The following is a 20,173-nucleotide window of genomic DNA, read 5'->3' on the forward strand; positions in this document are numbered from 1 at the left end:
GCGAAGCGCTGAGGGCTGTGTGATCGGAGTGGGAGCCGGCTTGCCGGCGAAAGGGCCGCAAAGCGGCCCCTGACTGCTTAGCGAGAAGCCAGCAAGGCCTTGCCGCGCGCGACGGCCGCGCGCACCTGGGCCGGCGCGGTGCCGCCGATGTGGTTGCGGGCGTTGACCGAACCTTCCAGGGTCAGCACTGCAAACACGTCCTGCTCGATCTGGTCGCTGAACTGGCGCAGTTCGTCCAGGCTCATCTCGGCCAGGTCCTTGCCGGTATCGACACCGTACTTCACCGCATGGCCGACGATCTCGTGGCAATCACGGAACGGCAGGCCGCGGCGCACCAGGTAGTCGGCCAGGTCCGTGGCGGTGGAGAAGCCGCGCAGGGCCGCTTCGCGCATGATCGCGTGCTTGGGCTTGATCGCCGGGATCATGTCGGCAAAGGCACGCAGTGAGTCGCGCAGGGTGTCGGCGGCGTCGAACAGCGGCTCTTTATCTTCCTGGTTGTCCTTGTTGTAGGCCAGCGGCTGGCCTTTCATCAGGGTCAGCAGGCCGGTCAGGGCGCCGAACACGCGGCCGCTCTTGCCGCGCACCAGCTCCGGCACGTCTGGGTTCTTCTTCTGCGGCATGATCGAGCTGCCGGTGCAGAAACGATCAGGCAGGTCGACGAACTGGAACTGGGCGCTAGTCCACAGCACCAGCTCTTCGGAGAAGCGCGACAGGTGCATCATCGCGATGCTCGCCGCCGAGCAGAATTCGATGGCGAAGTCGCGGTCCGAGACGCTGTCCAGCGAGTTGCCGCCCACGGCCTCGAAGCCCAGCAGCTTGCAGGTCAGTTCGCGGTCGATCGGGTAGGTGGTGCCGGCCAGGGCGGCGCTGCCCAGGGGCATGCGGTTGGCGCGCTTGCGGCAGTCCACCAGGCGCTCGTAGTCACGGCTGAGCATCTCGAACCAGGCCAGCAGGTGGTGGCCGAAGGTCACCGGCTGCGCGGTCTGCAGGTGGGTGAAGCCGGGCATGATGGTCTCGGCCTCGCGCTCGGCCTGCTCCAGCAAGCCCTGCTGCAGGCGGGTGATCTCGGCCAGGATCAGGTCGATCTCGTCGCGCAGCCACAGGCGGATGTCGGTGGCCACCTGGTCGTTGCGGCTGCGGCCGGTGTGCAGCTTCTTGCCGGTGATACCGATGCGGTCGGTCAGGCGCGCTTCGATGTTCATGTGCACGTCTTCGAGGTCGACGCGCCAGTCGAAGGAGCCGGCCTCGATTTCGCCCTGGATGGTCTTCAGGCCATCGATGATGGTGTCGCGCTCGGCATCGGTGAGGACGCCGACCTGCGCCAGCATGGTGGCGTGGGCGATCGAACCCATGATGTCGTGGCGGTACAGGCGCTTGTCGAAATCGACCGAGGCGGTGAAGCGGGCGACGAAGGCGTCGACGGGCTCACTGAAGCGGCCGCCCCAGGACTGATTGGTCTTGTCGGTGCTCATGGATTCACTCGTTGAAGGCGTGAACGGAAAAAGTGCGCCGATCATAGCAGGGTTGCGCCCGCCGCCGCAGGGCGCTGGTCGCGAGAATCGTCCCGTTACAAGGGGGTGCGGCATATTCAACGATTGAACGGCAGTGTTCCACGGAGCGTCTACAGTTGGACAAAGGACTGGCGGTGAATCTGCCAGACCAGTGAATCTTTGGCCTTCGCACCGGTCTGTAGCGTGACCGCGTTTCGGTCGCCCCACACTTGTCTACGCTATACCCGTGCGAGACTCACTCAGGAATCCAGCGCAATTATGAATGTCCTGATCGTTGATGATGAACCCCTGGCCCGCGAGCGCCTGAGCCGGCTGCTTGGCGAGCTGGAGGGGTACACCGTGATGGAGCCCAGCGCCACCAACGGCGAGGAGGCCCTGACCCTGATCGAAAGCCTCAAGCCCGATGTGGTGCTGCTGGATATCGGCATGCCGGGCCTCGATGGCCTGCAGGTCGCCGCCCGGCTGTGCGAACGCGAGTCGCCGCCGGCGGTGGTGTTCTGCACCGGCGACGATGAGTACGGCAGCGAAGCTTTCAGGGACAGCACCCTGAGCCATGTCGACAAGCCCATCCAGCCGCAGGCCCTGCGCGACGCCCTGCGCCGGGCAGAAAAACCCAACCGGGCCCAACTGGCCGCGCTGACCCGCCCCGCCAGCGATGCCGGTGGTGGCCCGCGCAGCCATATCAGTGCCCGTACCCGCAAAGGCATCGAGTTGATCCCCATTCCCCAGGTCATCTACTTCATCGCCGACCACAAGTACGTCACCCTGCGCCATGAGGCGGGCGAAGTGCTGCTTGACGAGCCGCTCAAGGCCCTGGAGGACGAGTTTGGCGAGCGTTTCGTGCGCATCCACCGCAACGCGCTGGTTGCCCGTGAGCGCATCGAGCGCCTGCAGCGCACGCCGCTGGGGCATTTCCAGCTCTATCTCAAGGGCCTGGACGGCGACGCCCTGACCGTCAGCCGCCGCCATGTGGCGGGGGTGCGCAAGATGATGCAGTCCTTGCACTGAATACCTGTTCGTAGCGTGGGAGCGGGCTTGCCCCGCGATGAGGTGTTGCCCGCCATCGCAATCGCGGGTCATGCCCGCTCCCGCGTGGCGCTTTGCTGATCTGAATCTGCGGGCACACCCAGAGGAGCTGTTATCATCGACCGCATTTCTCTGGATCGGTGCGCTTCATGTCCACTCGCGAAATCCGCATTGCCACCCGTAAAAGTGCCTTGGCCCTGTGGCAGGCCGAATACGTCAAAGCCCGCCTGGAGCAGGCGCATCCTGGTCTTCTGGTGACCCTGGTGCCGATGGTCAGCCGCGGCGACAAGCTGCTCGACGCGCCGCTGGCGAAGATCGGCGGCAAGGGCCTGTTCGTCAAGGAGCTGGAAACCGCCCTGCTCGACAACGAGGCCGACATCGCCGTGCACTCGATGAAGGACGTCCCCATGGACTTCCCCGAGGGCCTGGGCCTGTACTGCATCTGCGAGCGTGAAGACCCGCGCGACGCCTTCGTTTCCAACACCTTCGCCAGCCTCGAGGCCTTGCCGGCCGGCAGCATCGTCGGCACTTCCAGCCTGCGCCGCCAGGCCCAGTTGCTGGCGCGCCGGCCCGACCTCGAGATCCGTTTCCTGCGCGGCAACGTCAACACCCGCCTGGCCAAGCTCGATGCCGGCGAGTACGACGCCATCATCCTCGCCGCCGCCGGCCTGATTCGCCTCGGCTTCGAGGACCGCATCACTGCCTCCATCAGCGTCGATGACAGCCTGCCGGCGGGCGGCCAGGGCGCGGTGGGCATCGAATGCCGCAGCGCCGACGCCCAGATCCATGCCTTGCTGGCGCCGTTGCACCATGCCGACACCGCCGATCGGGTGGTGGCCGAGCGCGCCCTGAACAAGCGCCTCAATGGCGGCTGCCAGGTGCCGATCGCCTGCTACGCGGTGCTCGAAGGCGAGCAGCTGTGGCTGCGCGGCCTGGTTGGCCAGCCCTCCGGCGGCACCTTGCTGGTGGCCGAGGCCCGGGCGCCGCGTGCCGATGCCGAGCGCCTGGGTGTGCAGGTCGCTGAAGACCTGCTCGGGCAGGGGGCCGAGGCGATCCTCAAGGAAGTCTACGGCGAGGCCGGCCACCCGTGAGCCCCTGGCGCCTGCTGCTGACCCGCCCTGAAGAGGACTGTGCGGCGCTGGCGCAGACCCTGGCCGACGCGGGCATCGCCAGCGCCAGCCTGCCGTTGCTGGTGATCGAGGCGATCGCGCCGGCCCCTGAGCAGTTGCAGCGCCTGCGGGCGATCGCCGAGGCCCACGCCATCATCGTGGTCAGCAAACCGGCGGCCCGCCTGCTGCTGGAGCAACTCGCCCAAGCGGGAGTGACGCCGCCGTTCGCCGGCTGGTTCACGGTGGGCGAGGCAACCGCGCGGATCCTTCAGGAGCGCCGGTTGCAGGTGGCCTTCCCGGCTGTCGGCGACAACAGCGAAGCCTTGCTCGCATTGCCCGCCCTGCGCGAGGCTATCGCCGTGTCGGCACCCCGCGTCCTTATCGTGCGCGGCGTCGGAGGTCGTGAACTGCTGGCCGAGCGTCTTGCCGAGCAAGGTGCTAGTGTCGATTATCTGGAATTGTATCGCCGCTGCCTGCCGCACTACCCTGCCACGACCCTCGCCCAGCGCATCGATGGGGAACGCCTCAATGGCTTGGTGGTCAGCAGTGGGCAGGGTCTGGAACACTTGCAGCGACTGGCGGGTGCGGATTGGCCGCGGTTTTCCCGCTTGCCGCTGTTCGTGCCCAGCCCCCGGGTGGCCGAGCAGGCCCGAGCGCTCGGGGCGAAAGACATTGTGGATTGCCGTGGCGCCAGCGCCGCGGCCTTGCTGGCAGCCGTGCAGCGAACCGCTGCGCCTGCCCCTTAAGGCGCTAAGCTAGAGAGCTATGCGCCACCATGCAAAGGATGGATACGTGAGCGAAACTGTCTTGTCCAACACTGAACAGCCCGCGGCGCCCGAGGCGCCGCAATCCGCCACCGCCAAGCCCGCCCGACGCTCCGGCAACGGCCTGGCGCTGCTGGCCCTGCTGCTGGGCGCCGCCGGCGTCGCGGTCGGCGGCTGGAGCGTCTGGCAGGTCCGTCAGCTGCAAGGCAGCGAGCAAGGCCAGGGCGAACACCTGCAAGCCCTCAATCAACGCGCCGACGCGCTGCAGCAGCGCGAGCAGCAGCTCAGCGCGCAGCTGGCCAGCTTGCCGGCAGCCAGTGAGCTGGAAGACCGCCGGCGCCTTGTGGCGCAATTGCAGGGCGACCAGCAGCGCCTGAGCCAGCGCCTGGAAACCGTGCTCGGCGAAAGCCGCAAGGAGTGGCGCCTGGCCGAGGCCGAGCACCTGTTGCGCCTGGCCACCCTGCGCCTGTCGGCGCTGCAGGACATCACCAGCGCCAAGGCGCTGGTCGAAGGTGCCGATGAGATCCTCCGCGAGCAGAGCGACCCGGGCGCCTTCGCCGCCCGCGAGCAACTGGCCCGCAGCCTGGCGACGCTGTCCAGCACCGAGCAGCCGGATCGCACTGGGCTGTTCCTCAAGCTCGCCGCGCAGCGTGAGCTGGTGCAGCAGCTCAGCGCCCAGTCGCCGGAGTTCGACAGCAAAGCCGACGCCATGGGCGCGCTGACCGCCGATGGCGACGGCGCCAGCCGCTGGTCGCAGTGGTGGGCGGAGATCTCCAAGTACTTCCAGATCGAGTTCAATGCCGACGACAACGTCCGCCCGCTGCTGTCCGGGCAGTCGCTCAACCAGCTGCGCCTGGCCCTGAGCCTGACCATCGAGCAGGCGCAATGGGCGGCGCTCAACGGCGAGGCCAAGGTCTATGCCCAGGCCCTGGACGACGCGCGCAGCGTGTTGCTGGCCAACTTCAACCCGGACAACCCGCAAAGCAAGGCGATGCTCGACAGCTTCAACCAGCTGGCCGAACAGCCGGTGTCGGTGGTCACGCCTGACCTGAGCGAGAGCCTGGCCGCGGTGCAGGCCTACATCCAGCGTCGCCACCTACCGGCCGCCGCCGAGGGGGCCAAGCCATGAAGCGAGTGTACCTGCTGGCGGTGCTGGCGATCGTCGTTGCCGCGGCGCTGGGCATCGCGATTGCCAAGCATAGCGGCTACGTGCTGATCGCCTACGGCGGCTTCCGCTATCAGTCCGGGCTGTGGGCGGCGCTCGGCGCGCTGGTTGGCATCATCGTGCTGCTGTTGCTGCTGCGTTACCTGGTCGGCCTGGTGCTGACCTCGTCCGGGGTGGTCAACCCGTGGTCGCGGCGCAACCGCAGCCGCCGTACCCGCATCGCCGTCGAACAAGGCCAGCTGGACCTGGCCGAGGGGCGCTGGGCGAGTGCCCAGCGCCACTTGCAGCGTGCCGCCGAGTCCGACCGCCAGCCACTGCTCTACTACCTCGGTGCCGCTCGCGCCGCCAACGAACTGGGACGGGTGGAGGAGCGTGACAACCTGCTCGAACGTGCCCTGGAGCGCCAGCCCCAGGCGGAGCTCGCCGTTGCCCTGACCCATGCCCAGTTGCAGATGGACCGGGGCGAGAGCGAGGGTGCGCTGGAGGCCCTGCAGGCGATGCAGGAGCGTCACCCGCACAATGCCCAGGTGTTGCGCCTGCTGCAGCGCCTGCACTTGGAGCGCGGTGACTGGCCGGCGTTGATCCGCCTGCTGCCGGACTTGCGCAAGCACAAGGTGCTGCCCGCGGCGGAGCTTGCCGACCTGGAGCAGCGCGCCTGGGGCCAGAACCTGGGCCTGGCGGCGACTCGTGGCGAGGATCCGCAGACGGCGCGCCAGGCGCTCGAGCGCGCCTGGCAACAGCTGACCAATGCTCAGCGTCAAGAGCCGCAACTGGTGTCTGCCTATGCCGAACAGCTGCGTCAGGTCGGTGCCCAGGGCGAGGCCGAGCAGGTGCTTCGCGGCGCGCTCAAGCGCGGCTACGAAAGCCACCTGGCACGCCTGTACGGGCTGGTGCGCGGCGACGATCCGGCGCGCCAGTTGCAGACGGCCGAAGGCTGGCTGAAGGAGCATCCGCAGGACCCGAGCCTGCTGCTCACCCTCGGCCGGCTGAGCCTGCAGAACCGCTTGTGGGGCAAGGCGCGTGATTATCTGGAGAGCAGTCTGCGCATGGAGCGCAATCCGGAAACCTGCGCCGAGCTGGCACGCTTGCTGGCAGGGCTTGGCGAGACCGAGCGCAGCAATCAGCTGTTCCAGGAAGGGCTGGGGCTGCTGGATGAGCGCCTGCTGGCGTTGCCGCTGCCGGAGGGTGTTCGGGCCTGAGGGCTCACTGGCCACGTGACGTACTGTTGCGCATCGCGGGCATGCCTGCCGGTGCAGGTGCGATGTTTTGCCAGCGGCGTGTTGCATTTTCTGATGAGCGATGACTCAAGACGCGCCCTCTGCGGGGAGGGCGTTGAATCTTCCTTCCTTCGCGTCGGAATATTCCCACGCTCCACAAAAATGATTCTCTAGCCATTCAGCGACTTGTCTGCACTGTAGCGCCTTGATACAAAGCGCTCCTTTCCTCTACCGTTTCAAACCACTTCCTTCATTTTCGGATCACATCTACCCATGTCGCTGGCCTGCTTGCGCAGCTCGTTCCTTCCCGCCTTCCTGGCCGCCGTAGTGGTGCTGGTTGCGTCGTTCCGTCTCGAGAACGTGGTTGGCCTGGATCCCTGCGCGTTGTGTTTCAGCCAGCGCCTGATGCTGGGCTGTTTTGCGCTGACCTGCCTGGTCGCCACGCTACACACCGGCGCCCGCCGCTGGCATGCCCGGCTGGCGCTGCTGTTCGCGTCGGCTGGCGCCTTGCTGGCGGGGCGGCATGTCTGGCTGCAGGCCGAGCCGCTGCCGGTCAGCGGTTGCCACCTGCCCCTGGCGCACCTGGTCGAACGCCCGTGGAGCGAGATTCTGCAGGCGTTCCTGCTGGGCAGCCCGGACTGCGTGTCGGTCAACTGGAGCTTCCTCGATCTGACCCTGCCGGAATGGAGCCTGCTGGCCTTCCTGTTGCTGGCGGCGGTGCCGTTGTCGTGGCTGGTGCTGTATCGATTACGCCAGGACGCGGCGGGTTGATCCACGGCAATGCACCGGGCATTGCGCGACCAGCGGTGGCCGGCAACGGGATTAAACGCTTGTATGAACTTTGTCTGCTGCGTACCTTGAAGGGCAGGTCGCGCGGGAATAATCTCGCAGCACGCTTACCGAAAATACAACTGCTCGATGCCGTTTGCTGACGTCACCTTTGTGCCACGGTGTTGTGTCGCGAGGTGCAGCGGCATCTACCCAGAAGGGAAGAGATCGCCATGCTCGATAGTTGCCAGAACGCCCAGGAACGCTGGGGCGGTGTTCACAAGCTGATCGATCGTTGGCTGGAGGAGCGCCAGGAACTGGTGCAGGCCTTCCGCGCGTTGCGCGATGCCAAGCCGGCCTTTGCCGACAAGCACCACAACGGCGGATTCTGCGAGGTCCTCGTCGACTACGTCTCGGCGTGGCACTTCGAGGTGTGCGAACAGCTCATCAGCGAGGCCAAGGCTTTTGGCGACGAGCGTGCGCTGGAGCTGGCCGAGGAAATCAACCCGCGGATCAACGACATCACCCAGATCGCCCTGGCCTTCAACGACCACTGCGCCAAGGGCGAATGCACCGACACCGAACGCTTCGCGGAAAAGCTGGGCAAGCTCGGAAGCCTGTTGCACGAGCGTTTCGAGCTGGAAGACTGCCTGATCGAAGTGCTGCACAACGCCCACAAGCAAGAGGACGCGGTGCAGGCCTGATTCAGTCGGCCACGTCCAGCAGTTCGATCTCGAACACCAGTGGGGTATAGGGTGCGATCAGGTCACCCGCACCGTCGGCGCCGTAGGCTTGCGCCGACGGGATCACCAGGCGCCATTTCGCCCCCGCCTTCATGCGTGGCAGCGCCACCTGCCAGCCCTCGATCACCGAGTCCAGCTTGAACCATTGCGGTTGCAGGTTCTGGTCGAACACCGTGCCATCCGGCAATTTCCCTACATAGCGCACCTGCACGCGACCGCTGGCCTTGGGTTGTGCGCCGCTGCCGCTGGCCAGCTCGCTGTAGAGGATGCCCTCAGGCAGTTCGCGTACCCCGGCCTTGGCCCGTTCGCCGGCGATGAAGCGTTTTTCCGCTTCCACCAGCTTGTCCACCTGGGCCTGTTCGGCGGCGGCGTTGGCTTGCGTCTCGTGCTGTTCGAGGATGGCCTGCATGCGTGACTTGGCAATGCGGGGCGGCTGGCCCTGATAGGCCTGGCGCAGGCCTTCGACCAGGGCGTCGAGCTGCAGGCCGGGGACTTCCTGGCGCAGGCGCTCGCCCAGGCTGGCACCGAGGCTGTAGGCCAGGTCGCTGTCGTTGGCGGGGGCGGTTTCGGCGTTGGCCAGGGCGAGTGGCATCACCAGGCACAGGCCCAGAGTCAGATAACGAGGCATGAACGGTTCCTGCGGCAAAGAGCGCAAAGTATGCCAGCGTTGTTGGGCGAAGATGTGTAAATATCGGCAGTGCACTAATGGGCAACTACACTTGTTTCCAGCTGCAAGACAACAACTTTGCCCAGGCATGCAACGCGGCGCTACTGAGACTGTCAACATGCCCTAGCGGCGGTAGCAGCAGAAGCATAGTATGAGCCGCACTCTCGTCAGCCAGGAGGTAAACCATGTCGGCCAAGAAGAAAGCAGTCAGTACGCCGTTGCACCTGCTCCAGCAACTTTCCGGTAGCTTGCTCGAACATTTGGAAGATGCCTGCTCCCAAGCGCTGGCGGATGCCGAGAAACTGTTGGCCAAGTTGGAAAAACAACGTGGCAAGGCCCAAGAGAAACTGCACAACGCTCGTTTGAAGTTGCAGGACGCCGCCAAGGCCGGTAAAGCCAAGGCTCAGGGCAAGGCGCAAAAAGTCGCCGGAGAACTTGAGGACTTGCTCGATTCGCTCAAGGATCGCCAAGCGCAAACCCGTACTTATATCCAGCAACTCAAGCGCGATGCCCAGGAAAGCCTGAAGCTGGCCCAGGGTGTCGGCAAGGTGCGTGAGGCCGCCGCCAAGGCCTTGGACTCGCGTACTGCGGCACCGAAAGCCGCCGCGAAAGCTGCAGCCAAACCAGCGGCCAAGCCTGCTGCCGCCAAGGCACCGGCGAGGACTGCTGCCGCTAAACCTGCCGCCAAGCCAGCGGCCAAACCGGCTGCCGCCAAGGCACCGGCGAGGACTGCAGCCGCAAAACCTGCCGCCAAGCCAGCGGCCAAACCGGCTGCTGCCAAGGCCCCGGCGAAGACTGCAGCCGCAAAACCTGCCGCCAAGCCAGCGGCCAAACCGGCTGCCGCCAAGGCCCCGGCGAAGACTGCAGCCGCGAAACCTGCCGCCAAGCCAGCGGCCAAGCCTGCTACCGCCAAGGCCCCGGCGAAGACCGCCGCCGCGAAACCTGCTGCCAAGCCAGCGGCTAAACCAGCTGCTGCCAAGGCACCGGCAAAGACCGCTGCAGCGAAACCAGCAGCCAAATCAGCGGCCAAGTCTGCTGCCGCCAAGGCCCCGGCCAAGCCAGCAGCGGCCAAGCCCGCCGCCAAACCTGCAGCCAAGACAGCAGCCAAACCGGCCGCTGCCAAGGCTCCGGCCAAGCCTGTAGCCAGCAAACCAGCCGAAAACCAGCCAGCCACGCCGACCGCCAGCACCACCCCGGCGCCTGCGAACAGCGCGGCCACGCCTGCGGCAACCGCCACACCGGCTCAGTCGTCGACTTCGGCGTCCTGAAGCTCACGGGCCGCGGCGCGCAGTTGATGCAGCGCGTCGTGGTCCCGGGCCTGGTCCGGCGCCAGCCGGGTCAGCCAGTCCTGCGCGGCGCCCGCTTGCGCAGGCCACTCGTGCGCCAACGCCTCCAGGCGCTCCAACAAGGTGCGTTCAGCCTGTAACTCCAGCGCCTTCACCTGCTCACGCATCACACTCAGTCGCGGGTCGGCCAGCGCCTGCTCGCGCCATTGCCGGCGTAGCATGCGTAGCGGCGTCACCACGTCGCGTTGCCAGGGGCCGGCAAGGGCCTTCAAGGCGGTAATCCTTTGTTCATCGGCGGCCACGCCGCGGGTCTGCAGCCAGGTGCCGCAGAGCAGCAGGCAGACATCGCCGCCCAGTTCCTGGAGGGCCAGGCTGGCGGCTTCGACGCCTGGCCGGGCATACAAGGCCAGGGCGTGATTCCACAGGTCGGTGTGCATGGTTTCACTCGCGCCAGTGATCGGCGAAGCTGGTAGACTCCGCGACCATCATGATCAGACTATCGAACCTCACTTTACAGCGTGGTCCCCAGCGCCTGCTAGAAGGCGCCGAGATGACCCTGCACACCGGTCACAAGGCCGGCCTGATCGGCGCCAACGGCGCCGGTAAATCCAGCCTGTTCGCCCTGCTGCGCGGTGAGCTTTCGCCCGATGCCGGCGATTGCCTGCTGCCCGGCGACTGGCGCATCGCCCACATGCGCCAGGAGGTCGACACCCTTGACCGCATCGCCGTGGACTATGTGCTCGACGGCGACGCCCGCCTGCGCAAGGTGCAGGCGGAGCTGGCCGCCGCCGAGCAGGCACACGACGGCACCGCCCTGGCGCGCCTGCACAGTGAGCTGGACAGCGCCGACGGCTACACCGCCGATGCCCGCGCGCGCAAGCTGCTGGCCGGCCTGGGCTTTACCAACGAGCAGATGGACCGCCGCGTCGGCGACTTCTCCGGTGGCTGGCGAATGCGCCTGAACCTGGCCCAGGCACTGATGTGCCCGTCCGACCTGCTGCTGCTCGACGAGCCCACCAACCACCTGGACCTCGATGCCATCCTCTGGCTGGAAGAGTGGCTCAAGGGCTACCCGGGCACGCTGCTGCTGATCTCCCACGACCGTGATTTCCTCGATGCAGTGGTCGACCATGTGCTGCATGTCGAGCAGCGCAAGCTCAATCTCTACAAGGGCGGCTACAGCGCCTTCGAGCGCACCCGCGCCGAACGCCTGGCGCAGCAGCAGCAGGCCTACGAGAAGCAGCAGGCGCAGCGCGCGCACATGGAAAAGTACATCGCCCGCTTCAAGGCCCAGGCCACCAAGGCCCGCCAGGCACAGAGCCGGATCAAGGCCCTGGAGCGCATGGAGGAGCTGTCGGCGGCCCATGTCGATTCGCCGTTCGACTTTGTCTTCCGCGAGTCGGAGAAGATTTCCAGCCCGTTGCTCGACCTGTCCGAAGGACGCCTGGGCTATGGCGACAAGGCCATCCTCGAGAAGGTCAAGCTGCAACTGGCGCCGGGTGCGCGGATCGGCCTGCTCGGCCCCAACGGTGCGGGCAAGTCGACCCTGATCAAGAACCTCGCCGGCGAGCTGCAGCCGCTGTCCGGGCGCCTGGTGCGCGGCGAGAACCTCGCCGTCGGCTACTTCGCCCAGCACCAACTCGACTCGCTGGACGACAAGGCCAGTCCGCTGCTGCACCTACAGCGCATCGCCCCGGGCGAGCGCGAGCAGACCCTGCGCGACTTTCTCGGCGGCTTCGATTTCCACGGCAACCGTGTCGACGAGCCGGTGGTGAATTTCTCCGGTGGCGAGAAGGCCCGCCTGGCCCTGGCGTTGATCGCCTGGGAGCGGCCGAACCTGCTGCTGCTCGACGAACCGACCAACCACCTCGACCTTGAGATGCGCCTGGCGTTGACCATGGCCCTGCAGGAGTTCGCCGGTGCCGTGGTGGTGGTGTCCCACGACCGTCACCTGCTCAAGAGCACCACCAACGACTTCCTGCTGGTGGCCGACGGCAAGGTCGACACCTTCGACGGCGACCTGGACGACTACAGCCGCTGGCTGGTCGAGTACCGCCAACGCAACGCGCCGGTGAGCAGCGCGCCCGCGAACCCGGACAAGACCGACAAGAAGGCCCAGCGCCAGGCCGCTGCGGCCCTGCGTCAGCAGTTGGCACCGCACAAGAAGGCGGCCGACAAGCTGGAGGCCGAACTCAACCAGGTGCACCAGCAACTGGCCGAGATCGAGACGACGTTGGGCGACAGCGGTCTGTACGAGACCACGCGCAAGGATGAGCTGCGCGACTTGCTGGCCCGTCAGACCAAGCTCAAGCAACGCGAAGGCGAGCTTGAGGAAGCCTGGATGGAAGCCCTGGAAACGCTGGAAAGCATGCAGGCCGAGCTCGAGGCGCTGTCCTGATGGAGGCGCTGCGTTCGCTGCTGCCGGGGCAGTGGATGGACTCGTTCTGGCTGGGGCTGCAGATCCTGCTGATCCTGATCGCCGCCTTCGTCCTGCAGCGCATGGTCGCGCGCGGCCTGCGCAGCCTGGGCGAGCGCTACCCGTTGCCGCACGAGCTGATGGTGCCGGTGCGCGGCGCCCTGCGCTGGCTGATCATGGGCAGCGCGCTGCTGTTCGTGCTCGAGCGCATGGGGGTGTCCGCCACGGTGCTGTGGACGGCATTGTCGGGCTTCGTCGCGGTGGCGGCGGTGGCGTTCTTCGCCATCTGGAGCGTGCTGTCCAACCTGCTGTGCGCGGTGCTGATCTTCACCGTCGGACCGTTTCGCATTGGCGATGTGGTCGAGCTGGTCGATACCCTCGACAAGCCGGGGGTGAAAGGCCGGGTGATCGCCATCAACCTGCTGTACACCACGCTGATGGAAACGCCGGAAGCCGGTGGAGCGCTGGTGCAGGTGCCGAACAGCCAGTTCTTCCAGAAGGCCGTGCGGCGTTGGCGTGGCACTGAAGCCGCCGTGGCGGCCAAGCCTGAGGCGATGGAAACCGATTGAAGCCGCAGAATTGTCTGGTTATTTTTTCGCCAACACCTTAGCTTAGCGGTTTGCAAAAGCTGTTAGAGCGAGGTGTGCGATGTCGATGGAAACGTGGTTGGCCTTCTTTGCCGCGTGCTGGGTGATCAGCCTGTCGCCGGGCGCCGGGGCAATCGCCTCGATGTCCAGTGGGCTGCAGTACGGCTTCTGGCGTGGTTACTGGAACGCCCTGGGCCTGCAATTGGGCCTGATCGTGCAGATCGCCATCATCGCCGCCGGTGTTGGCGCCATCCTCGCCGCGTCGGCCACCGCCTTCCAGGTCATCAAGTGGTTCGGCGTCGCCTACCTCGTCTACCTCGCCTACAAGCAATGGCAAGCCCTGCCGATGGACATGAGCGACGAGTCCGGCGTACGACCGATCGGCAAGCCGCTGAGCCTGGTGTTCCGCGGCTTCCTGGTCAACGTCAGCAACCCCAAGGCGCTGGTGTTCATGCTGGCGGTGCTGCCGCAGTTCATCAACCCGCACGAGGCGCTGTTGCCGCAGTATGTGGCGATCACCGTGACCATGATCAGTGTCGACATGCTGGTGATGGCTGGATATACCGGGCTGGCTTCGCGGGTGCTGCGCCTGCTGCGCACGCCGAAGCAGCAGAAGCGCCTGAACCGTACCTTTGCCGGGTTGTTCATCGGTGCGGCGACGTTCCTCGCTACCTTGCGTCGCGCGCCGCTTTGACGCGTGATGGGGCCTCCCAGAGGCCCCATCAGCGCTGCTTGTCCACCAGCCCCTTGAGCAGATCCACCGGCAGCGGAAACACGATGGTCGAGCTCTTGTCCCCGGCGATCGACCCCAGCGTCTGCATGTAGCGCAGCTGCATCGCCCCCGGCTCCTTGCCCAGCATCTGCGCGGCCTGCATCAGCTTCTCCGAGGCCTGCAGCTCGCCTTCGGCATGGATCACCTTGGCCCGTCGTTCGCGCTCGGCCTCGGCCTGGCGGGCGATGGCGCGGACCATCGACTCGTTGAGGTCGACATGCTTGATCTCGACGTTGGCCACCTTGATGCCCCAGGCGTCGGTCTGCGCGTCCAGCACCTCGCGGATATCCGAATTCAACTGCTCGCGCTCGGCCAGCAGTTCGTCCAGCTCGTGCTTGCCGAGCACGGCGCGCAGGGTGGTCTGGGCCAGCTGGCTGGTGGCGGTGAGGAAGTTCTCGACCTGGATGATCGCCTTCTGCGGGTCGAGCACGCGAAAGTACAGCACGGCATTGACCTTGACCGAGACGTTGTCGCGGGTGATCACGTCCTGGGAGGGCACGTCGAGCACCACGGTGCGCAGGTCGACCCGGACCATCTGCTGGATGCCGGGAATCAGGATGATCAGCCCCGGGCCCTTGACCTGCCAGAAGCGCCCGAGCTGGAACACCACGCCGCGCTCGTACTCGCGCAGGATGCGCAGGGCCGAGAGCAGCAGTATGCCCAGCAGCACCAGCACGGCGCTGAATCCGAATTGCATGAACATCGTCTACTCTCCTTGCGCCGTGGGCGCAGTGGCGCTGACTTCCAGCGTCACGCCATGACGGGCGGTCACCCGCACGTGCTGGCCCGGCTGCAGCGGTGTCGCGCACTGCGCCTGCCACTGTTCGCCCTGGGCCTGTACCGAGCCGCAGAACGGGTTGTCCGCGCGTACCTGGGTCACCGTCACCAGGCTGCCCACCAGCCCGGCATCGCCGCTGACCAGGGCGCGTCGGCGCGCCTTCAGCGCCATGCCCAGCACGCCGCCGAGCAACAGCGCCGACAACACTGCCAGGCTGACGATCAGCGTCAGCGGAATGCCAAAGCCAGGGGCGTCGGTGTCCATCAGGATCACCGCGCCGACCACGAAGGCGACGATGCCGCCGAAGCCGATCACCCCGAAACTGGGCAGGAACGCCTCGGCGACCATGAACGCCACTCCGAGCAGGATCAACGCCACCCCGGCGTGGCTCACCGGCAGCAGTTGCAGGGCGTACAGCGCCAGCAGCAGGCAGATGCCGCCGACCACGCCGCCGACTCCGGAGCCTGGGTTCATGAATTCGAACAGCAGGCCGTACACGCCGATCATGATCAGGATCAGCGCTACGCTGGGGTTGGTGATCACCGCCAGCAGGCGAGTGCGCCAGTCCGGCAGGTGCTCCACTACATTGGCGCCGGCGGTCTGCAGTGATGCTGGCTGGCCGGCGACAGTCAGCGTCCGGCCATCGAGCTGGCGCAGCAGGTCGGGCAGGTCAGCGGCGACCAGGTCGATCACCTTCAGCCGCTGGGCTTCGCTGGCCGACAGGCTGACCGCCTCGCGCACGGCCTTCTCCGCCCAGTCGGCGTTGCGCCCGCGCAGTTGCGCCAGGCCACGGATGTAGGCCGCGGCGTCGTTGACCTGTTTACGGGCGAGGGTGTCCTGCTCGCTGTTCGCGGCGGGCTTTTCGTCCTTGCCGGGTGCGCCGATCTGTACCGGCGTCGCCGCGCCCAGGTTGGTTCCCGGGGCCATGGCCGCCACGTGGCTGGCATAGAGGATGTACGTGCCGGCGCTGGCCGCCCTGGCGCCGCCCGGGGCGACGTAGGTGGCCACCGGCAGCGTGCTTGCGAGAATGGCCTTGATGATCTGGCGCATGGCGCTGTCGAGCCCGCCGGGAGTGTCGAGGCGGATGACCACCAGTTGCGCGCCCTGGGCCTGCGCCTGGTCCAGCCCGCGCAGGAGGTAGTCGGCGCTGGCCGGACCGATGGCGTCGTCGACGCTCAGCAGCCACACGTTGGCACCGGGCGCGGCCTGGCCGCCCGGGGCGAAGCCCAGGATCAGCAGCAACAGCAGCACGCGCCAGCGCCGGGCGATCACCTGTCGTCACCTCATGCGGACCTGTCCTTGAAGTTTAGTCGTGGCTGCCGGGCCACGGCCTAAACTTGAGGGTGGGGGCAAAACCGGAGGTGCATCATGCGTATGGCCAAGACCCTTCAGCAGCGCCTGGACCAGGCCAACTGCGACTACGACATCATTCCCCATCCCCATTCGGCCACCAGCCTGGAGTCGGCGCGCACGGCCGGCGTACCCGCCGAGCGGGTCGCCAAGTCGGTGATGCTCGATGACCGCCATGGCAACTACATCATGGCCGTGCTGCCGGCCAACCGGCATCTGGACATGACCGAAGTGCGCATGACCGGCGCCTGGCAGCTGACCCGCGAAAGCAACCTGCCGAGCCTGTTCGGCGATTGCGAACGCGGCGCCATCCCGGCCCTGGGCGATGCCTACCACATTCCCATGCTGCTCGATCGGACCCTTACCCGCCAAGGTGATGTCTACCTCGAGGCAGGTGACCACGATCACCTTATCCACATGAGCATGGAGCAATACTTGAAACTGGTGCCGCACGCCGAAGTGCGCGAACTGAGCTGATGCTCGCAACCCACGCCGGGCTGGCGTCGTGGACGACCGGCCCGGCCATAGGAGTGAATCATGGAAGCGCCGATCCACAAGTTTTCCGAACTGTTCAAGCAACTGGGCCTGCCGGACGATGCGCTGGGCATCGACCAGTTCATCACCAGCCATTCGCCGCTCAAGGGGGATGTGAAGCTGGTGGATGCGCCGTTCTGGAACGAGTCCCAGCGCTCGTTCCTCAGGGACAGCATCCTTGAAGATGCCGATTGGGCGGAGCTGTTCGACCAACTCAACGAGGCGCTGCGCCGTCCCCGCCAATAAAGCGCCGAGCGGCACCTGATGGGTGATCGGGGCGTTGCTATGCTCAGGGAAAACAAGAGGGGATGGCGCAATGAAAGATCCCTACGCACCAGGTTTCTGGTGCACCGTGACGATCCTGGGCACCCTGACCGCCGGCTACTTCTACGGTATCCGGCACACCCACACGATGAACCAGGCCGTGCAGTTTCTCTATGCCGCCGCCGCCGTGACCGCGGCGGTGGCGTTGTGCGGGCTGGCGTGGATCGCCTGGCAGCAGCTGCACCTGAACAGGCGCGAAGTCGCCCAGGGACGAACGTTGCTGACCATCTGGAACACCAAGGTCGCCCTGCGCCGGGTCGAGACGGTGTTCGACCGCTATTTCTGGGGCAGCTACTGGCACTCCGGACGCACCTTCGAGGAGGTGATGGGCGAGCTCAAGGGCACGCCGCTGGAGCAGAGCCTGGACGCCCTCAAGCGCCAGTGCCGGGAACTCGACCGGGAAGTGCACGACCACCACCATCACTGGCTGGCCAATGCCCGCGACCTGTCCAGCGTGGCCACGGCCATGGCCCGCGAGCGCTACCAGCTGGACCTGTGCGACGCGCCGGCCCGTGATGGCGGCAACACCGCCGTGCTCAACAGGGATCTGGAAGTGCTGGTGTACACCTGGTCGGCGCGCCTGCGCAGCTTCGACCATCAGCTGGACGAGCTGGAGCGCGCCTATCACTGAGCTGGGTCATTCACCGCGGATGTACTGCTCCAGTTGCAGGATCAGGTTGGCCTGTTCGGCGATGGTTTCCTTCACCAGGTCGCCGATAGACAGCAGCCCGAGCAGCTTGCCCTCATGCACCACCGGCAGGTGGCGCAGGTGGCGGTTGGTCATCAGGTTCATGCAGTACTCGAGATTCTGCTTGGGTTCAACCGTGACCACTGGAGAACTCATGATGTCGCGTACCGGCGTGGCCGCCGAGGAGCGACCCTTGAGCACCAGCTTGCGGGCGTAGTCGCGTTCGCTGACGATTCCCACTACCTGGCCATGCTCCATCACCGGCAGGGCGCCGACGTTCTTCTCCGCCAGCAACTTCAAGGCATCCAACACCGAGTCGTCAGGGTTGATGGTGTAGACGGTGTGGTGCTGGGACTTGGCTTTGAGGATTTGTTCGACGTTCTTCATACGGGCCTCTGTGGGTGCAAATGCGACGTGTCGGAGTAAATAAAGCATCCGGCACGGCGCTCTGCACGGCAATGCAGGAAACGGCATCGAGGTGATTGAAAAACGTCATCGCGGCAAGGGGCCGCAACGCGGCCCCGAGTGGGTCATCAGAGCTTCGGCATCTGCCCGATCCGCGCCACCATCTCGCTGACGACCTGCAGGTCGAGCATGAACTGCTCCACGGTCTTGAACTCGTTGTCGTTGTGCCCGGTGTACTTGACGTCCGGCATGGCCAGGCCGAACTGCACGCCGTTGGGCAGGTCGTGCACCGAGGTGGCGCCGGCGGAGGTGCCGTACTCGTGCTTCATGCCCAGGTTCTCGCTGGCCACGGCCAGCAGGGCCTTGACCCATTCGCCCTCGGGGTTGCGGTACATCGGCTCATCGAGGGTGTAGTCGAACGCCACCGGGGTCTTGCTCTTGGCCTTCCACGCATCGAGCTTGCCGGCGATCTCGTCCTTGAGGGTGTCGAGCGACTTGCCCTTGGGAATGCGCAGGTTGACGGCCAACTTCAGCGCCTTGTCATCCAGGCCGACGAAGGTCAACGAGGTGGTCAGCGGGCCCATGAAGTCGTCCTTGAAACCGACGCCGAGCTTGTTGCCCAGGTAGTCCAGGCCCCAGTTGTCGGCAGCGTAGCGGGCGGCGTCGGTGATGTGGTTGTGCTTGAGCGGCACGTCCTTGCCCAGGCCGTTGAGGAAGTCGAGCATGCGCGCCACTGGGTTGACCCCGGACTCGGGCTCGGAGGAGTGCGCCGACACGCCGGTCACGGTGAGCAGCACCTGCTTGCCGTCGACCTTGGCGTCGATGCTGAAGTCGCCGCCATGGCGTTTGACGTAGGCCGCGCCGGCCTTGTTCAGCGCCTTGGCCAGGTCGGCCGGCTTGTCGCCGGTCAATGTCGCCACCGAGCTGCCGGGGATCTGGTTGGTGGCCAGGCCGCCGGTGAGGTTGATCACCTCGGCGCCTTTGCCGTCACCGGCACGCTTGGCGAAGGTGGCCATTACGGTGCCATAGCCTTTCTCGGCGATTACCACCGGGTAGCCGCCGTCCAGCGCCAGGTTGTAGTCGGGGGTGGCGTTGCGTTCAAAGTAATAAGGGATGGCGTCGCCGGTGGTTTCCTCGGTGGTGTCCACCAGCAGCTTGAACTGGCGGGCCAGCGGCAGCTTCTCGTCCTTGGCCACCTTCAGCGCGTACAGCGCGACGACGATGCCGTTCTTGTCGTCCTCGGTGCCGCGGCCGTACATGCGGTCGCCCACCAGGGTGACCTTGAACGGGTCGAGCTTGGTGCCGTCCTTGAGCTTCCAGTTGTCCGGAGTGACCGGTACCACGTCGGCGTGGGCGTGGATGCCGATCACTTCCTTGCCTTCACCGAGGGTGATCTCGTAGACGCGGTTGTCGATGTTGCGGAACGTCAGGCCGAAGCCCTCGGCCAGGGCCTTGATCTTGTCGGCGATCTTGATGAACTCAGGATTCTCGTGCTGCGGTACACCGTCCTTGCGAACGGTCGGGATCTCCACCAGCTCGCGCAGGGTTTCCTTGGCGGCCTTGCCGTACTTGATGCGGGTGTACAGGCCCAGCAAGCGGCTGATCTCGTCCTGCTGTTCGGCGCTCAACGGCTTGCCGGCCAGGTACAGCTTGAGGGTGTCGTCCAGCTTGTCGGCCTTGGCCAGGTCGCTGCCGGCCAGCTTGCCGAGGAACTGCTTGAAGTCGGCCGGGTCGCTGCCGTCGTAGGCCTTGATGATGGCGGCGGACTGCTGCTGGGAGAGGTTGGCCTGGGCCGGGATCGAGAACATGGCCACGCTGGCCAGCAGGAGCGATGCGGCGGATAGCTTGGTATATGGCATGGGGGTGCGCATTCCTTTGCAGGGGTGGAGGGTGACCGTTTACGCAAACGGAAGATGCCCACGCTATCACCAATGACCACCGGCACGGGAGAGGTGGCAATGTGCTTTTCTGCACAAACGTGCAAGCGTTCATATACGGCGCGGCCTGCAGGTTTATGATAAAAATGCGTATCATTAGCGTTTTTTGTAATAGCCCTCGCGTCA

At 65.9% G+C, this 20,173-nt stretch carries 21 protein-coding genes; 14 read left to right on the forward strand and 7 right to left on the reverse strand.

Going from position 1 to position 20,173, the window contains the following annotated elements:
* Positions 1-77 precede the first annotated feature (77 nt).
* Positions 78-1,472, reverse strand: a complete 1,395-nt coding sequence (argH, locus tag CC207_RS12195; RefSeq protein ID WP_028688609.1) for an argininosuccinate lyase — start codon at positions 1,470-1,472, stop codon at positions 78-80.
* Positions 1,473-1,769: 297 nt separating this feature from the next.
* On the opposite strand from argH, the gene CC207_RS12200 reads away from it, so the two are divergent.
* From CC207_RS12200 to CC207_RS12230, 7 genes are all read left to right on the forward strand, one after another.
* Positions 1,770-2,519 (forward strand): LytTR family DNA-binding domain-containing protein, encoded by a 750-nt coding sequence (locus tag CC207_RS12200; RefSeq protein ID WP_028688608.1) that lies wholly within the window; start codon positions 1,770-1,772, stop codon positions 2,517-2,519.
* A gap of 167 nt (positions 2,520-2,686) precedes the next feature.
* A complete protein-coding gene (gene hemC / locus CC207_RS12205) occupies positions 2,687-3,628 on the forward strand; it encodes a hydroxymethylbilane synthase (RefSeq protein WP_028688607.1) in 942 nt (313 codons plus the stop codon).
* Entirely contained in the window at positions 3,625-4,392 is a 768-nt protein-coding gene (locus CC207_RS12210) for a uroporphyrinogen-III synthase (RefSeq protein ID WP_028688606.1), read from the forward strand. Before hemC ends, CC207_RS12210 begins: the two co-directional genes overlap by 4 nt.
* Before the next feature lie 46 nt (positions 4,393-4,438).
* Positions 4,439-5,539 carry a uroporphyrinogen-III C-methyltransferase gene (locus CC207_RS12215; protein ID WP_028688605.1) on the forward strand — a complete coding sequence of 367 codons (1,101 nt, stop codon included), beginning with the start codon at positions 4,439-4,441 and terminating at the stop codon, positions 5,537-5,539.
* Positions 5,536-6,774, forward strand: coding sequence for a heme biosynthesis protein HemY (locus CC207_RS12220; RefSeq protein ID WP_028688604.1), 1,239 nt, complete (start codon positions 5,536-5,538; stop codon positions 6,772-6,774). Before CC207_RS12215 ends, CC207_RS12220 begins: the two co-directional genes overlap by 4 nt.
* Before the next feature lie 291 nt (positions 6,775-7,065).
* Positions 7,066-7,563 (forward strand): disulfide bond formation protein B, encoded by a 498-nt coding sequence (locus CC207_RS12225; protein WP_028688603.1) that lies wholly within the window; start codon positions 7,066-7,068, stop codon positions 7,561-7,563.
* Positions 7,564-7,793: 230 nt separating this feature from the next.
* Positions 7,794-8,264 (forward strand): Rsd/AlgQ family anti-sigma factor, encoded by a 471-nt coding sequence (locus CC207_RS12230; RefSeq protein WP_028688602.1) that lies wholly within the window; start codon positions 7,794-7,796, stop codon positions 8,262-8,264.
* Position 8,265: 1 nt separating this feature from the next.
* Here the strand turns inward: CC207_RS12230 and CC207_RS12235 are convergent, their stop codons facing one another.
* Positions 8,266-8,931 (reverse strand): FKBP-type peptidyl-prolyl cis-trans isomerase, encoded by a 666-nt coding sequence (locus tag CC207_RS12235; protein WP_028688601.1) that lies wholly within the window; start codon positions 8,929-8,931, stop codon positions 8,266-8,268.
* A 224-nt stretch (positions 8,932-9,155) separates the two neighbouring features.
* On the opposite strand from CC207_RS12235, the gene CC207_RS12240 reads away from it, so the two are divergent.
* Positions 9,156-10,238 carry an AlgP family protein gene (locus CC207_RS12240; RefSeq protein WP_088852178.1) on the forward strand — a complete coding sequence of 361 codons (1,083 nt, stop codon included), beginning with the start codon at positions 9,156-9,158 and terminating at the stop codon, positions 10,236-10,238.
* On the opposite strand, the gene CC207_RS12245 is transcribed toward CC207_RS12240, so the two are convergent.
* Positions 10,214-10,693, reverse strand: coding sequence for a TIGR02444 family protein (locus CC207_RS12245; protein ID WP_062359917.1), 480 nt, complete (start codon positions 10,691-10,693; stop codon positions 10,214-10,216). The two genes, CC207_RS12240 and CC207_RS12245, sit on opposite strands and share 25 nt — an antisense overlap.
* A gap of 50 nt (positions 10,694-10,743) precedes the next feature.
* Here CC207_RS12245 and CC207_RS12250 point away from each other — a divergent pair, with 50 nt between their 5' ends.
* The 3 genes from CC207_RS12250 to CC207_RS12260 all read left to right on the forward strand — a co-directional run bounded on the left by CC207_RS12250 (position 10,744) and on the right by CC207_RS12260 (position 13,953).
* Positions 10,744-12,654: an ATP-binding cassette domain-containing protein gene (locus CC207_RS12250; protein WP_088852179.1), complete on the forward strand. Its 1,911-nt coding sequence runs from the start codon at positions 10,744-10,746 to the stop codon at positions 12,652-12,654.
* Positions 12,654-13,241, forward strand: coding sequence for a mechanosensitive ion channel family protein (locus CC207_RS12255; RefSeq protein WP_062359913.1), 588 nt, complete (start codon positions 12,654-12,656; stop codon positions 13,239-13,241). Before CC207_RS12250 ends, CC207_RS12255 begins: the two co-directional genes overlap by 1 nt.
* 79 nt (positions 13,242-13,320) lie before the next feature.
* Positions 13,321-13,953, forward strand: coding sequence for a LysE family transporter (locus tag CC207_RS12260; RefSeq protein WP_028688596.1), 633 nt, complete (start codon positions 13,321-13,323; stop codon positions 13,951-13,953).
* Positions 13,954-13,981: 28 nt separating this feature from the next.
* Here CC207_RS12260 and CC207_RS12265 read toward each other — a convergent pair whose 3' ends face one another.
* Together CC207_RS12265 and CC207_RS12270 are read right to left on the reverse strand one after the other, a co-directional pair.
* Positions 13,982-14,734, reverse strand: coding sequence for a slipin family protein (locus CC207_RS12265; protein ID WP_028688595.1), 753 nt, complete (start codon positions 14,732-14,734; stop codon positions 13,982-13,984).
* Positions 14,735-14,737: 3 nt separating this feature from the next.
* On the reverse strand, positions 14,738-16,081 hold the full coding sequence (locus CC207_RS12270; protein ID WP_062359909.1) for a nodulation protein NfeD: 1,344 nt from the start codon (positions 16,079-16,081) through the stop codon (positions 14,738-14,740).
* Positions 16,082-16,177: 96 nt separating this feature from the next.
* On the opposite strand from CC207_RS12270, the gene CC207_RS12275 reads away from it, so the two are divergent.
* From CC207_RS12275 to CC207_RS12285, 3 genes are all read left to right on the forward strand, one after another.
* A complete protein-coding gene (locus CC207_RS12275) occupies positions 16,178-16,636 on the forward strand; it encodes an aminoacyl-tRNA deacylase (protein ID WP_088852180.1) in 459 nt (152 codons plus the stop codon).
* 60 nt (positions 16,637-16,696) lie between these two features.
* A complete protein-coding gene (locus CC207_RS12280) occupies positions 16,697-16,939 on the forward strand; it encodes a DUF2789 domain-containing protein (RefSeq protein WP_028688592.1) in 243 nt (80 codons plus the stop codon).
* Positions 16,940-17,009: 70 nt separating this feature from the next.
* Positions 17,010-17,648 (forward strand): hypothetical protein, encoded by a 639-nt coding sequence (locus CC207_RS12285; protein ID WP_028688591.1) that lies wholly within the window; start codon positions 17,010-17,012, stop codon positions 17,646-17,648.
* Between the two features lie 6 nt (positions 17,649-17,654).
* Here CC207_RS12285 and CC207_RS12290 read toward each other — a convergent pair whose 3' ends face one another.
* Positions 17,655-18,092: a CBS domain-containing protein gene (locus tag CC207_RS12290; RefSeq protein ID WP_028688590.1), complete on the reverse strand. Its 438-nt coding sequence runs from the start codon at positions 18,090-18,092 to the stop codon at positions 17,655-17,657.
* A gap of 146 nt (positions 18,093-18,238) precedes the next feature.
* Positions 18,239-19,969 (reverse strand): dipeptidase, encoded by a 1,731-nt coding sequence (locus CC207_RS12295; RefSeq protein ID WP_088852181.1) that lies wholly within the window; start codon positions 19,967-19,969, stop codon positions 18,239-18,241.
* Between the last annotated feature and the right edge of the window lie 204 nt (positions 19,970-20,173).

It is taken from the genome of Pseudomonas sp. DrBHI1 (assembly GCF_002205115.1).
Taxonomy (GTDB): Bacteria; Pseudomonadota; Gammaproteobacteria; order Pseudomonadales; family Pseudomonadaceae; genus Aquipseudomonas; species Aquipseudomonas mosselii.

Bases quoted from the DNA above. Each gene is read 5' to 3' on its own strand.
- CC207_RS12200 (WP_028688608.1), top strand. From the start codon at position 1,770: ATGAATGTCCTGATCGTTGATGATGAACCCCTGGCCCGCGAGCGCCTG.
- CC207_RS12240 (WP_088852178.1), top strand. From the start codon at position 9,156: ATGTCGGCCAAGAAGAAAGCAGTCAGTACGCCGTTGCACCTGCTCCAG.
- CC207_RS12235 (WP_028688601.1), bottom strand. From the start codon at position 8,931: ATGCCTCGTTATCTGACTCTGGGCCTGTGCCTGGTGATGCCACTCGCC.
- CC207_RS12255 (WP_062359913.1), top strand. From the start codon at position 12,654: ATGGAGGCGCTGCGTTCGCTGCTGCCGGGGCAGTGGATGGACTCGTTC.
- CC207_RS12230 (WP_028688602.1), top strand. From the start codon at position 7,794: ATGCTCGATAGTTGCCAGAACGCCCAGGAACGCTGGGGCGGTGTTCAC.
- argH (WP_028688609.1), bottom strand. From the start codon at position 1,472: ATGAGCACCGACAAGACCAATCAGTCCTGGGGCGGCCGCTTCAGTGAG.
- CC207_RS12250 (WP_088852179.1), top strand. From the start codon at position 10,744: ATGATCAGACTATCGAACCTCACTTTACAGCGTGGTCCCCAGCGCCTG.
- hemC (WP_028688607.1), top strand. From the start codon at position 2,687: ATGTCCACTCGCGAAATCCGCATTGCCACCCGTAAAAGTGCCTTGGCC.
- CC207_RS12220 (WP_028688604.1), top strand. From the start codon at position 5,536: ATGAAGCGAGTGTACCTGCTGGCGGTGCTGGCGATCGTCGTTGCCGCG.
- CC207_RS12245 (WP_062359917.1), bottom strand. From the start codon at position 10,693: ATGCACACCGACCTGTGGAATCACGCCCTGGCCTTGTATGCCCGGCCA.
- CC207_RS12260 (WP_028688596.1), top strand. From the start codon at position 13,321: ATGTCGATGGAAACGTGGTTGGCCTTCTTTGCCGCGTGCTGGGTGATC.
- CC207_RS12225 (WP_028688603.1), top strand. From the start codon at position 7,066: ATGTCGCTGGCCTGCTTGCGCAGCTCGTTCCTTCCCGCCTTCCTGGCC.
- CC207_RS12290 (WP_028688590.1), bottom strand. From the start codon at position 18,092: ATGAAGAACGTCGAACAAATCCTCAAAGCCAAGTCCCAGCACCACACC.
- CC207_RS12285 (WP_028688591.1), top strand. From the start codon at position 17,010: ATGAAAGATCCCTACGCACCAGGTTTCTGGTGCACCGTGACGATCCTG.
- CC207_RS12265 (WP_028688595.1), bottom strand. From the start codon at position 14,734: ATGTTCATGCAATTCGGATTCAGCGCCGTGCTGGTGCTGCTGGGCATA.
- CC207_RS12275 (WP_088852180.1), top strand. From the start codon at position 16,178: ATGCGTATGGCCAAGACCCTTCAGCAGCGCCTGGACCAGGCCAACTGC.
- CC207_RS12295 (WP_088852181.1), bottom strand. From the start codon at position 19,969: ATGCCATATACCAAGCTATCCGCCGCATCGCTCCTGCTGGCCAGCGTG.
- CC207_RS12280 (WP_028688592.1), top strand. From the start codon at position 16,697: ATGGAAGCGCCGATCCACAAGTTTTCCGAACTGTTCAAGCAACTGGGC.